Source organism: Microcoleus vaginatus HSN003 (genome assembly GCF_022701255.1).
Taxonomy (GTDB): Bacteria; Cyanobacteriota; Cyanobacteriia; order Cyanobacteriales; family Microcoleaceae; genus Microcoleus; species Microcoleus vaginatus_B.
In genome coordinates, this window is sequence record NZ_CP031705.1 from 434,014 (window position 1) to 446,991 (window position 12,978).

The following is a 12,978-nucleotide window of genomic DNA, read 5'->3' on the forward strand; positions in this document are numbered from 1 at the left end:
TACGACTGCAGAGAGATGGGGCGAAAAAAAAAGAAAAGTTATATTTAAAAATTAAGCAGAAACCGGGTGCGATCAAGCACACTACTTTGTTCCAGCAAACGAGCCTGGGTAAAAAAACCTAGCTGTGAAAGCAGGGCGATCGCGTAACTCCGGATTTTGATGTTTTGGACTCTACTAAAGGGTTGTGAGTAGAGTGCCATAAAAATATTTGGCAAGCACGTTCTGCCAGAAAATATGAGACAATCACAAAAGTATTTGCCCTGACAATTACCCTCAAAACTGCGAAGTTTAACTTGTAGGGAATATCGGTCAAATTGTCAATGTTGAATTCCTATATCTTTAGGTAGATTATGCTTTTTCCCCGATCGAGCGGCATATTACTTCACCCCACATCCTTTCCCAGTCGATTTGGCATTGGGGACTTGGGAATGGAAGCATATCGGTTTATTGACTTTTTAGTAGAGAGTGACCAGCAATACTGGCAGATATTGCCGCTGGGCCCGACAGGATACGGCAATTCTCCTTATTCGTGCTATTCAGCAATGGCGGGAAATCCGCTGCTGATCAACCCAGAACTGCTGCGGAACGATCAATTGCTCGCAGATGAAGACTTCGCTAATTTGCCAGAATTTCCGCTCGATTATGTAGACTTCGAGCCGGCGATCGCCCTGAAAGTGTCTTTGCTCAAAAAAGCTTGCGAAAACTTCAAAGCCAAAGCATCGCCGGTTCAGCAAAGAGAATTCTCAGCTTTTTGCGAAAGCAAAGAGAGTTGGCTGGAAGATTATGCCTTCTTTATGGCACTAAAAGACAACTTTGGCGGTGTTAGCTGGAACAATTGGGAACCAGAAATTGCCCGTCGAGAACCAGAGTCGCTAGAAAAGTGGCGCCAGCAGCTAAATGCTGAGATTTATTACTACAAATACGTCCAGTTTGAGTTTTTTCGTCAGTGGACGGAGTTGAAACGCTATGCCAACCAGCGCAACATTCAAATTATTGGTGACATTCCGATTTATGTAGCTCACGACAGCGCGGATGTGTGGTCGAATCCCCACTTATTCTGCTTGGATGAAGCCAGCAGAGAACCAGCTTTAATGGCCGGAGTTCCCCCTGATTACTTCAGCAGTACAGGTCAATTGTGGGGCAACCCCGTATACAATTGGGAGAAGTTGCAAGCAACTAATTTCGAGTGGTGGGTGCAGCGTTTTGAAGCGATTTTCTCTTATGTAGACGTGACTCGGATCGACCACTTTCGAGGATTTGACGCTTACTGGGCTGTGAAGCGCGGGCAAGAAACGGCGATGTACGGAGAGTGGATTAAAGCGCCGGGAACAGCTTTGTTGGATCTAATTAACGAGAAGTTTGGCAACTTGCCGATTATCGCTGAGGATTTAGGGGTAATTACTCCTGAAGTGGAAGCTTTGCGCGATCGATACGAGTTTCCAGGAATGAAGATTTTGCAGTTTGCTTTTGGCGCTGGTCCGGGCGATCCTTTTTTGCCTTTCAATTACGATCGCAACTCCGTAGTTTACACCGGCACCCACGACAACGACACGACTGTCGGCTGGTTTAATCAACTGCAAAACTACGAAAGAGATGAGGTTTTGCGTTATTTTGGCTGCATCGATCCCCAAGGAATTCACTGGTCTTTAATCCGCATGGGTTGGATTTCTATTGCTAATATGGCAATTGTGCCGTTTCAAGATTTGTTGGGTTTGGGTACAGACGCGCGGATGAATTTTCCGGGGAAACCAGAGGGAAATTGGGGCTGGCGGTATCGGCCCGAAGCTGTGAATTGGGAAGTGGGCGATCGGCTCAAAACTATGACTTACATCTCCGGGCGGGCTCCTAATAAAAATTGATCGTCGGGAAGGGGTAGTTGGTAATGGGTAATTGGTAATTGTTAATGGGTAATATAGCAATCCTTGCATGAGCCGTAATTTTTTTACCCCACCCCAACCCTCCCCGAACCCGCTCTGAGAAAGTAAGAAATTCACCAATGATGCGAGGATTGCTATATCATATCTGTTAGCATCGGAATTATTGCTATCTCTATTCTCGACCTCTGCGTGAATCAGCGTCAATCCCTTGTCATTTGCGGTTAATAAATTATCTTTTTTTTACCGCAGATACAGGCAGATCAACAGGGATTAACCCAAATGAATGCTCTCAAATGCGGTTGCACCATCCCTCCATAATTGTTGACCCTTCGGCTTCGCGGTTCCTGCCCTTCGACTACGCTCAGGAACCGCCCAGTCGAAGGGCAGGGCATCGCTGTTGACTGGATTTGACTATTCCGATGCAACCGCATTGGAGATAAGGGGTAATTGTTAATGGGTAATTGGTAATTGGTAATTAGTGAATCAAGAAGGACATTCTAATTAAAAGCTGTGGACGGCCCGCTATTACCTATTCCCGATTACCCATTAACAATTACCCATTAACACTCAACCTTCATTCTTGGGCGGTGCTGAAGGCTTGAGTTCGTTTGCTTTAAAAACAACTTCTTTGGCGACTCCAGGATCTCCGAGTTGTTCGGCTTCTCCGTTATTAACAGCAATCATTACCCCGCCGGCGTTACCTGCTACCACTACCAATTGCTTTTGAGCTTCCCAAGTGCGAACAGTCCCTGAAGGCAAAATTCCCTCAAACTCTGTTTTGCCATCAACTTCAACCTGCATCCACGATTCTGCTTTAAAAGTGACGCTAACCATCACTGGTTTATTGCCAGATTGATTTAAATTTTGACCGCTTTTTGCTGCTTCCACAGCGGTGTAACTATCCGGTTTCTGATTGTTTGAGGATTTAGATGCCTCAGCAGCTAAACGGGCTTGTTCTTTCTGCCCAAGGGCGAGTTCTTCTGCTCCCGCACCGTTTTTTGCGGTAACAGAACCGCTCATCAACTGAGATAAGACATTGACCGAACAGATAATTAGAAATGTGTAAAAGAGGTAGAGGTGCATCGGCCGTAACTGAGGCCTATCTTGCCAGGATAGCTTGGTTCTCGATCGGGCCGGCGGTTCGATCGGGAAAAATTCGGCAAAGTGACTTGGGTCCAAACCCATTGCTTCAGCGTAGCGCTTGATCAAACCCTGAGTGTAGACGGGTTCGGGAAGTTGGTCGAGTTGACCGTCTTCAATGGCTTGCAGCAGATTCCGCCGAATCATTGTTACCACGGCTACTTTGTCCAAACAAATCGACTGCTGTTCGCGGTACTGGCGGAGTTGAGCCCCAATTTCCGCTAGCTTCTTCTGAGCTGGTTCTGGCTCTTGGGAGTGCAGTTTCTTCTTAGTTGTTTGGAAGAATAAAAACAATAAATTCTTTGTCATATGCTGTGCTCCTGGGAATTTACTGGCACGCTTATTGATGTTAGGTTGACTAGATTCCATAAATAAATAATTTCCGCATCTTCTAGGGGTCGGCAGCAGCCTGGTGGCAATATTGGCGCACCGGGCCGCTGCAATTGAATCGGGCCGATGGCTGTGCGGTGCAGGCGCACCACGGGATATCCCAACTGTTCGGCTGTTCGCCGAATCTGTCGGTTTCTGCCTTCTGATAGAATGACTTCTAACAGAGTTTGGTCTCGCGCGCGATCGAGAACTCTAACTTTCGCGGGCAAGGTCTTTCTGCCTGACAAGACAATGCCCTGACGCCACGTTTGTAGTATGGGTTCCGGGGGATCGCCAGCTACCCAAACCTGATAAGTTTTGGCGATCGAGTGACGTGGATGGGTCAAAGAAAATGTCAGCTTACCATCATTGGTGAGCAAGAGGGCGCCGGTGGAATCTGCATCTAAGCGTCCTACAGGGTGGATGCCTTGACCCGATCGCAATTTGGGCGGCAGCAGGTCGAGAACTGTCGATCGGGCTCGGGGATCGCTGCAAGTAGAAACTACGCCTGCCGGTTTGTTAAGCAACATATAGATCTCTGCCGGTCGATCCGTTGGTTTCACCGGGACTCCATCGACTTGGATGAGATCGCGCTCCGGATTCGCTTTTTGTCCTAAACGAACAATATTGCCATTAACTCGGACTCGTCCAGCTACAATCATCTGTTCTGCAAGACGGCGAGAGGCAATGCCCCACTGGGCGAGGATTTTTTGCAGCCTTTCATCAGACATGACGGGAGTGTGGAAACCCCCAACTCGCGAGCGGTGGGGGAGGAAACACGACACGGTTAATTGCTTAACCTTACTACTAAGGCTCAATTCCTGGTTGGGAATAAATTTATAATGCTGACCAATCATTACAGCACGCCGGGCCTGATGCAGATTGTCCTGATGGCATGACCCTGAATGTTGTGCAAAAACTACGAGGAAAAGACTCGCGGTAGGCACAGGCTTGCACCGTTACTGTGCGGCTGCTTTGAGAGGTGTGGGTTTGACCGGACCCTAAACCAACACTACCATAAATCCCGTACTGCTGGTTAAATTTATACGCTCGAATGCGAATTTTTCCTCCGGAGGGCACAAGTCGCGAACTAAGGAGAGATCCCGAGGGGAAAAGGATGAGAATTTTTCTGCTTCTGTCATTGCTGATTCGAGATATCTGCTTGCTTCTTTCATTAATCGGACTTGAGTTCATCAACCCGGTTTCTACGGCAAATCACACGTTGACGGCGGTAGATCTGTGCAGAAAACGGGTTGATGAGGCCGAAAGTGCAAGTTCTAGTTAAATTTCTGTGCTTGAATATTAAGGTTTATATTCTGAAATTGTTTATGACTGTCGATCGAAACTCTCTTCAATTTGACAATTTAGATAGCGCTGCTGGCTCTGGTGGGACTGTTAATCTCGGCGAGGAGCCGGAGAGACCTTCGCCGAGTCAAGGCAGCCGGATCGCGAGCGCGGTGCTGTCGCCGGCGGTGCAGTTGTGGCTGCGATCGCAAGTTCAGCAGGTGCACGAGTTGAAGGTGAAAATTGAGGGGAGCGATCGACAAATCTTCAGCGGTGCGATCCCCAAAGTCACGGCTACGGCTCGCGGTGCTGTGTATAAAGGACTACACCTAACGGAAGTTGCCATAGAGGGCTGCGGCATTCGCATCAACCTCGGTCAAGCTCTCAAAGGCAAACCCCTGCGCCTCCTGGAATCCGTTCCCGTGGCAGGCGTTTTGAGGCTCAGCCAAGCGGATTTGAATGCGTCGCTGAAAGCGCCTTTACTTGCTGATGCTTTGAGCGAATTTTTGCTGCCAATGGTGCCGCTGACAGATAGGGAGCAGTCGCTGAAGTTGCAAAATTCGCAGATTGTAATTGAGGCGGGTTTGTTGACGCTTTCGGCGGCAATTTTGCGCGCTGGCGGTAGGCAAATTCCTTTGCTATTGCGGACTGGTTTGCGGATGGCCAGCCCTCGCGAATTGATGTTTGAAGCACCAGAAATCGAAGTCGATGGAGAATTAAAGAACAGTGATTTGCATGGTTTTAAAATTGATTTTGGGCCGGAAGTTGAGATAGAAGAATTGATTTTGAGTCCGGGGGAGATTGTTTGTCGGGGGGGAATTAGAGTTTTACCTTAGTTAGTTAACTGTTGACTGTTGACTGTTAACTGTTGACTGTTGACTGTTGACTGTTGACTGTTGACTTTAACCTGGTTCCTCGGCAAAGCGTGGGAATATATACCCCATGCCCAATTCCCCATGCCCAATTCCCAATTCCCAATTCCTAATTCCCAATTCCCAATTACCGATTAATTAAAAAAGAGTCGATCGCGGGCAAAAATAAAGTCACAAAATAGTAGACTAAGGGCGCGGTAAAAACATAACTGTCGGTGCGATCGAGAATGCCGCCGTGACCGGGGATCAACTGCCCCGAATCCTTGACGCCGGCGTCTCGCTTCATCATCGACTCAGTTAAATCTCCCAACAGGCTAGCAACCCCAATCAACAGACCAAAAGCAGCCCCCGTATACGCCCACCCCGGCCAATGTAAATACCAAGACCCAGCGGCGGCGACGGCGATGCTGCCGCAAACTCCAAATATGGCACCTTCAACGGTTTTTTTGGGGCTGATGTGGGACAGGCTAGTGCGGCCGAAGAATTTGCCGACAAAATAAGCCCCAATGTCAGCGGCCCAGATGCAGAGGAAAGCCAGCAGCAGCGAAGTCAATCCTAAAGATATGCTGCTGGAACTTGTCCAAGACGGCGACGGGTAAATGTTAACGGGCAAATTGCTTGCTACTGCTTGCGAAAGTTGGGTTGTAGCAAGATTGGCTGGGTCGAGACCGACTCGCAGCCGTACCCAATAGCTGGGCAAATAACCCCCGTAGAACAATCCTAAAATTGAAGCGGCAATATCGGCGATCGTCGATAATTTAGGTTGGAACAGTAGGTAAAAACAGATGAAGGTTCCAGCGAGGGGAAACATCGCATCTACGAGTTGCGGTGCAAGGGCCGCCGTAATTAGCAGAACTTGACTGACAACTAAGGTAGTTTTGGCAGCGGGTGCAATGCCTTTAGCCCTGGCTAATTGAAAATATTCCAATTGACCTAGGTAAACGATGATCCCGAAGCCGACGCTGAAGTACCATCCCCCCATAATAATCATTCCCAAAGCAAGGGCGATCGCAACTATTCCACTCAGGATACGAGACCAAGGCATAAAATGAATTTCTCTTGCAGACGGCGGTGGGTAATTCGATTTTAGATTTTAGATTTTAGATTTTAGATTCTAGATTTACTCCACAGATGAATCTGGGAGATTGAACTAGAGTCTAAAATTTTGGGTGGTTCACGACGATTGTCGGCGGCTTGTATCCGTTTTTGGGCGGTGTCATTCGACGCAAGGATGCAAGGATGCAAGGATGTAAGGATTGTTAGGGTACGGTTTCCTCCCTTGCACAGCCAAGCCCAATACCCAACTGGCGATGATCCAAAATCTCAACTCAGGGGGTCAATCCAGCTATGGTCGCCCTTATTCTAAGTATGAAGGTTAATTGAACGTAAAAAAGGTTAAGAATTACATTTTGGAATGGGCATAGGGCCTAAAAGCATGGGACATGGGGCATTGGAGGCAGACCCTGGAAGGGGATGGGTAACAAATAACCAATAACAACTCTCAACTCTCAACTGTCAACTAACTTCTAATCGAGCTTTTCGCCACTGAGAATAAATATGGGATTGACGGCGGCAAAGGTTTGACTCAGGCCGCGAGTCTCCAAGCGGTTGACGGCGGACTGGACTACTTCGATGTTGCGGACTTGTAACTCGGCGAACCCTTCGGAAAGGGCGTAAAGATTCTCTAAATTCGATGCTGTGGCGACAACTCTACCGTGGGGTGGCAAGTACCGCCAGACTTCTTGGAGAATGGCTTTAATGGGGCGACCTCCTTCGATGCAGACTCGGTGGGGGGGTTGGGGCAAGTTTGCAAGGCATTCCGGGGCACTGCCTTCTATGACTTCTACGTTGTTGAGCTCGAATCGATCGCAATTTCTGCGAATCAAGCTTGCTACTTCTTCGTCCCTTTCGACGGCAATAATCCGACCTTTGGGACACAGCAAACCTGTTTCTACGGCGATCGTACCAGTACCTGCACCGATGTCCCAGACCACTGAATCTGCTTGCAGCCGCAGGTGGGAGATTAACAGCAGTCGGACTTCTCGCTTACTCATGGGAATGCCCGGTAAACGTTCAAATAAGTCATCCGGGATGCCTGGAGTGACGTAGGGCCAAAGCATAGTTATATTTTTGATTTTTGATTGAAGCAAGACGGCAGTTGGAACTCGTGGAAGAATTAGTAGAAATTCTGCCAATTTCCTCCAAGCCTTAATATTTACTGTCGCACAACCTTGAGAGTTTGGAGGCCGGGATCGCTGCAACCTGTGATTTTTCCGCCGGCGGCAAGGATTTGTTGCAGGTAGTCAACGGCTGCTGGGGTAATGATTTCACCGGGCATCAGGACTGGTATTCCTGGGGGATAGGGACAGATGAGTTCGGCGCTGAGTCGATCGACTGCTTTGTCTGCGGGTACTGTTTCCGCTGGGAAAAAGAAAGCCTCACGGGGGGAGAGTGGGGGAGAGGGGGAGAGTGGGAGATTGGGAGATTGGGCAAATCTTCCATCGGACATCGGACTTCTTCTCTCGGACTTCTTCTTTCGGACTTCTTCCTTCTTCCTAACATCCGTTACATCCGTTACATCCGTTACAGAATCCGTTGCCGAACTTCCTTCTTCCTTCTTCCTTCTTCCTTCTAAAAGAGTACAAGCTCTAACTAAATTGTCAATATCTAATTCTGTATTTCCCAAGCTGATAATAAATGTTAAATGTCTGGGCATGGGAAGTTCTGCGGTGACGCAGAGTTGCGAGTGCAGAATTTCATCGGCTGTAAATCCTGTGATTCCTAAATCCGATACTTTTACTGTTAGCCTCGTTCGGTCTAATGCTGCAAAACCCGGTGTATTTAACGGTTCTAAAACTGATAAGCCGGGAATTTGACTGATGCGCGATCGCGCTTTTTCTGCTAGCTGTAAAGTTTGCGCCATTAACTCTTTGCCGTGGAGGGCGATTTGGTGGCGGGCTGCGTCTAGGGATGCTAATAGTATGTAACTCGGACTGGTAGATTGTACTAGCTGCAATGCTCTATTTAATTTTTGGATATCTATGCGATCGCCCTTGATGTGCAGCATCGATGCTTGTGTCATTGCACCGAGGGTTTTGTGGATTGATTGTACTGTTAAATCGGCGCCGGCTAATAGTGCTGGTTCTGGCAAGTTTGGATGAAAGTTAAAGTGCGCGCCGTGGGCTTCGTCTACTAATAACGGTATGTTGTATTGATGGGTAATTTGGGCGATCGCCCGCAAATCGCCGCAGACGCCGTGATAGGTTGGGTAAACTATCATTACTGCTTTGGCGTCGGGATGTTGTGCTAATGCTGCGGCTGTAGCTTCTGGGGTGATGCTGTTGGCAATATCCCATTCCGGGTTGTACTCTGGATTGACAAAAATCGGAATTGCACCGGATAAAATTAAACCTGAAATCGCCGAGGAGTGGATATTTCGAGGTAGGATAATTTTATCTCCTGGGCCGCAAGTTGCTAAGATGGCGGCGATAATTCCGCAAGTCGAACCGTTGGCCAAAAACCGAGTTGATTCTGCTCCAAATGCTTCGGCGGCTAAGTCTTGAGCTTCGGCAATTGCACCTTCTGGATTAAAGAGATTGTCTAACTCGGGTAATTCGGGCAAATCCGCTCGAAATACTGCCGCACCGAATAAGTCAATTAGGGGTTGAGAGATTCCTTGTCCGCCTTTGTGTCCGGGGGCATAAAATGGGGCGTGCGGCTGATTTGTGCGATCGCGCAAAGCATCTAATAGGGGCGTTTTTGTTTGACAGTTTGCTGGTGACACGATTAATCTTGATTGCTGTATTTGATATTTAAGTAGAGCGATCTGAAAAAACCCTAATATCTTGTAGGGGCGCGTTGATCCAGTATCTTTACTCTCAGGCAGTTTCTTGCTGTACTCACGCGCCCTCCCCATATAATGTTTATTCGTAACCACCTACTTAGTTTAATGCCCCAGGCCTAATTTTAGGCAGACGTAATAGTTAATTATAGCTATTTAGATAGATGTATCCGCCGCCCTCTTGAGTTTAAAATTATAAGATAAAACAATACCACAACTCAGTTATTTTTGTTTGAAAATCTAGCTAGAAGAAGTGGCGACAAAATGTTTTTGGAACATCTCTATTAGCGAGCAAAAAACTAACATGATTTTTCCCAACCCTAGTCCGTTTCCCGGGCCGCAGATTCCCAGTACCGAACCGGGGCTGCCGACTATACCCGCATCGCCACCAGTGCCGGGCCCCGTACCCGAACCGATTCCCGGGATAGTACCGGAACCGGTACCTGCGCCAATTCCGCAGCCAATTCCCGAACCGGTGCCGGAAACTGTACCTTCTCCGATTCCTCAGACAGTGCCGGAGCCTATTCCTCAGACAATCCCTGAACCTGTTTAAATTATGTAGGTAGGACTTACGCACATATTCCCGGTTTTTGCGAAAAATCTGGGGTTTGGCTAGGAGATATTCGCGCAGAAACTGGGTTTCTCACGCCGCGTCCGTAAGTCCTGTCCGATATATTGCTGATACTTATGATATTTTGATACAGTGATATGTTTCTAAATAGCTATGCTTACTGCCGGAATTGTCGGACTGCCTAATGTGGGCAAATCTACTTTGTTTAATGCTCTGGTTGCTAATGCCAAGGCGACTGCTGCTAATTTTCCTTTCTGTACGATCGAGCCAAATACGGGTATCGTGGCAGTGCCAGACGAACGGTTGAAGGTGCTGAGCAATATTTCCAATTCCGTGCAAACTGTGCCGACGCGGATGGAATTTGTGGATATTGCGGGTTTGGTGAAGGGGGCGAGTCAGGGGGAAGGACTGGGAAATCAGTTTTTGTCTCACATCCGGGCCGTAGATGCGATCGTCCACGTTGTCCGCTGTTTTGAGAATGATGATATCATTCACGTTGCCGGTTCTGTCGATCCGATCCGAGATATTGACATTATCAATCTCGAATTAATTCTAGCAGATTTAGCTCAAATTGAACGCAGGCTCGATCGCACTCGCAAGCTAGCCCGCAACAATAAAGAAGCTCAGGCCGAAGTGGATGTGCTCGAAAAATTAGTGGTGGTTTTGAATGCCGGGAAACCAGCGCGGCAGTACAGTTTCACAGATGAAGAATCTGAATTAGTTAAAGGTTTGGAATTACTGACCAACAAACCAATTATCTATGCTGCTAACGTATCTGATGACGATTTAGCAACTGGCAATAGCTATGTCGAACAAGTGCGGGAAGTAGCAGCTAAAGAAAATGCTAAGGTTGTCATAGTTTCGGCGCAAGTTGAGTCAGAATTGGTGGAGTTATCCGAGGAAGAACGAACGGATTTCCTAGAATCTCTGGGGGTAAAAGAAGGTGGTTTGAAATCTCTGATTCGAGCTACTTACGAATTATTGGGTTTGCGGACTTATTTTACTAGCGGCCCAAAGGAAACTCGCGCTTGGACGATTATCGCGGGAATGTTAGCACCGCAAGCTGCAGGGGTTATTCACTCTGATTTTGAACGGGGTTTCATCCGGGCCGAAACTGTAGCTTATGAAGATTTGGTTGCTACGGGCGCGATGAATGCGGCTAAGGAAAAAGGCTTAGTTCGCAGTGAAGGAAAAGAGTATGTTGTACAAGAGGGGGATGTGCTGTTGTTCCGATTTAATGTTTAGCTTTTTTTCCAGGAGATTGGCACATGAATATCGACATCTTTTCGCTGGCAATTGCTTGGCTGGTAACTTCGGTGAGCTTTTTTATTATTTCCAAGTTGCCCATCGGGGTGGACATTGACACTTTTGAAAGAGCGATGATTTCGGCGGCGGTTTTTGGATTGCTGAATGCTTTGGTGCGGCCGCTTTTTGTGGTTTTGGGCTTTCCATTGGTGTTGGTAACTTTTGGTTTGTGGATAATTGTTATCAACGCGATTATCTTTGGATTGGCGGCTTGGCTAGTGGATGGATTTCGCTTGCGGTGGGGAATTTGGAGTGCTTTGCTGGGTGCTATAGCCCTCGGTTTTATCAACTCTTTGCTCTCTGAGCTGTTGCGGACTCTGCCTAGTGTAAGGTAGATCCGGGTAATGCGGGGGGCGGAAGGAAGGGGCGGGTTTATTCATCCTGTTAGTTATGGCAAATATTTCAGGTGAAACCCGCCCCTAAGGCAAATATTTTAGGTTTAATTCCCCCATATCAGGTATGTATTTTTGGGTATTGGTTGAGTTATTAGCCTTCGCAGTAGTCGATAAATTGCTCTGGAACGAGGCGCAATTCCCCCGATCGAAAGCGCTCGCTCGGCATCCAAAGTGCGGTAAATACCCCCTCTCCGTCTGCAAAGGCTAGACTCTCCAATTGATAAAATTTGGGATCGACAAATTCGCACTGATAGAGTTGTATTAGTTCGTGTCCGGCTTGGCCATTAAAAATAAAAAAATTTTCCAAACACGCCAAATATTTGATATTTGTTAACGCGGCTTGAATTTCTTCTTGAAACTCTCTTTGCAAAGCGTCGATGCTGTGTTCTCCGAATTCTATGCCACCGCCCAGAGCTCGGTAAAATGTGTCTTGTTTAACGGGATCTTCGCATTCTGACACGAAAATGCGATCGCCCGATCGAATTAATCCTAAAACAATTACGCGAATTATACCTTTTTGCATAATTAATTATCAGTCATCAGTCAGTCGATTTTAGATTTTAGATTTTAGATTTTAGATTTTGGATTGAGGATTGAGGATTGAGGAGCGTGAATTAAATCATTTAAATAGGCTTGTGGGATGGGCGTCTCGCCCGTCCGTTATAGACGGGCGAGACGCCCATCCCACAAGAACAATCACGCATTGCAGTTTATTTAATTCTCATTCCTTACTTGCAGCATGGAATCTGGGAGCATGAACCTTAGTCTAGGGCTTATGGGAATTTAATTATTTAGGGTGCGGGTTCCGTACCTTACTATTGCAAGTCGCGAGGGCGGGCACGGGGACACCGCCCCTATGGTTAATTATCAGCAGCAAAAGCCTCTCGACGGCGAGTGTTGTCAACGGGCCAGTTTCTATTTTCCCCGCCAATAATGAGTTTTTCAATCGTTACGAATTCTTTGCTGAGTTGCTGGAAAACATTAATCAAAACATCGAGGCCTATCGCATCGCTAGTCCCCAAATCAAACCAGCAGCGAGCCCAAGAACCTTGATACTCCATTTCTCCCATATTGTGCATCAAAGCCATCATGCTTTGGTCGGCTAGATTAACATCGTAATTCATCTGACTGATATCTAAGCCTTCATCTTGAACCTGCAAATTTTCTGCATTAAATCCTCCCAGTTTTCCTAAGAAAAACCAAGAGTCAAACACTTCTTCAACATACTGTTTTTCACCGTTGGAAGGCACGTTGCTGAACTTCAGCCAAATCCAGAGGTCAAAGGGGTTAAACTCGCGAAACTCTACTTGCATAGTTTTTTGGT

At 47.3% G+C, this 12,978-nt stretch carries 12 protein-coding genes; 5 read left to right on the forward strand and 7 right to left on the reverse strand.

What is annotated here, in order from left to right; genetic code table 11:
* Positions 1–350 precede the first annotated feature (350 nt).
* Positions 351–1,859: a 4-alpha-glucanotransferase gene (gene malQ / locus D0A37_RS01865; protein ID WP_242720439.1), complete on the forward strand. Its 1,509-nt coding sequence runs from the start codon at positions 351–353 to the stop codon at positions 1,857–1,859.
* Between the two features lie 585 nt (positions 1,860–2,444).
* Here malQ and D0A37_RS01870 read toward each other — a convergent pair.
* Both D0A37_RS01870 and D0A37_RS01875 read right to left on the reverse strand, forming a co-directional pair.
* Complete coding sequence (locus tag D0A37_RS01870) at positions 2,445–3,326, reverse strand: helix-turn-helix domain-containing protein (protein ID WP_242720441.1); 882 nt, start codon at positions 3,324–3,326, stop codon at positions 2,445–2,447.
* Positions 3,323–4,117, reverse strand: a complete 795-nt coding sequence (locus D0A37_RS01875; RefSeq protein WP_242725304.1) for a pseudouridine synthase — start codon at positions 4,115–4,117, stop codon at positions 3,323–3,325. The genes D0A37_RS01870 and D0A37_RS01875 overlap by 4 nt, the downstream gene beginning before the upstream one ends.
* 597 nt (positions 4,118–4,714) lie before the next feature.
* On the opposite strand from D0A37_RS01875, the gene D0A37_RS01880 reads away from it, so the two are divergent.
* A complete protein-coding gene (locus tag D0A37_RS01880; protein WP_242720443.1) occupies positions 4,715–5,506 on the forward strand; it encodes an LmeA family phospholipid-binding protein in 792 nt (263 codons plus the stop codon).
* Between the two features lie 163 nt (positions 5,507–5,669).
* Here the strand turns inward: D0A37_RS01880 and D0A37_RS01885 are convergent, their stop codons facing one another.
* From D0A37_RS01885 to D0A37_RS01895, 3 genes are all read right to left on the reverse strand, one after another.
* The gene (locus D0A37_RS01885; protein ID WP_242720445.1) at positions 5,670–6,587 is read right to left on the reverse strand and encodes a phosphatidate cytidylyltransferase; all 918 of its coding nucleotides are present in this window, start codon (positions 6,585–6,587) and stop codon (positions 5,670–5,672) included.
* 481 nt (positions 6,588–7,068) lie between these two features.
* Positions 7,069–7,662 carry a precorrin-6Y C5,15-methyltransferase subunit CbiT gene (gene cbiT, locus D0A37_RS01890; RefSeq protein WP_006633100.1) on the reverse strand — a complete coding sequence of 198 codons (594 nt, stop codon included), beginning with the start codon at positions 7,660–7,662 and terminating at the stop codon, positions 7,069–7,071.
* 95 nt (positions 7,663–7,757) lie between these two features.
* Positions 7,758–9,326: an aminotransferase class I/II-fold pyridoxal phosphate-dependent enzyme gene (locus tag D0A37_RS01895; RefSeq protein ID WP_242720447.1), complete on the reverse strand. Its 1,569-nt coding sequence runs from the start codon at positions 9,324–9,326 to the stop codon at positions 7,758–7,760.
* Between the two features lie 361 nt (positions 9,327–9,687).
* Here D0A37_RS01895 and D0A37_RS01900 point away from each other — a divergent pair, with 361 nt between their 5' ends.
* The 3 genes from D0A37_RS01900 (at position 9,688) to D0A37_RS01910 (ending at position 11,594) form a co-directional block, all read left to right on the forward strand.
* Positions 9,688–9,936 (forward strand): hypothetical protein, encoded by a 249-nt coding sequence (locus D0A37_RS01900; protein WP_006633102.1) that lies wholly within the window; start codon positions 9,688–9,690, stop codon positions 9,934–9,936.
* Positions 9,937–10,107: 171 nt separating this feature from the next.
* Positions 10,108–11,199: a redox-regulated ATPase YchF gene (ychF, locus tag D0A37_RS01905; RefSeq protein ID WP_242720449.1), complete on the forward strand. Its 1,092-nt coding sequence runs from the start codon at positions 10,108–10,110 to the stop codon at positions 11,197–11,199.
* 29 nt (positions 11,200–11,228) lie between these two features.
* Positions 11,229–11,594: a phage holin family protein gene (locus tag D0A37_RS01910; RefSeq protein WP_242725308.1), complete on the forward strand. Its 366-nt coding sequence runs from the start codon at positions 11,229–11,231 to the stop codon at positions 11,592–11,594.
* 151 nt (positions 11,595–11,745) lie between these two features.
* Here the strand turns inward: D0A37_RS01910 and D0A37_RS01915 are convergent, their stop codons facing one another.
* Entirely contained in the window at positions 11,746–12,177 is a 432-nt protein-coding gene (locus D0A37_RS01915; protein ID WP_242720452.1) for an NUDIX hydrolase, read from the reverse strand.
* Positions 12,178–12,514: 337 nt separating this feature from the next.
* The gene (locus D0A37_RS01920; protein WP_242720454.1) at positions 12,515–12,967 is read right to left on the reverse strand and encodes a DUF3531 family protein; all 453 of its coding nucleotides are present in this window, start codon (positions 12,965–12,967) and stop codon (positions 12,515–12,517) included.
* Positions 12,968–12,978: the final 11 nt, after the last annotated feature.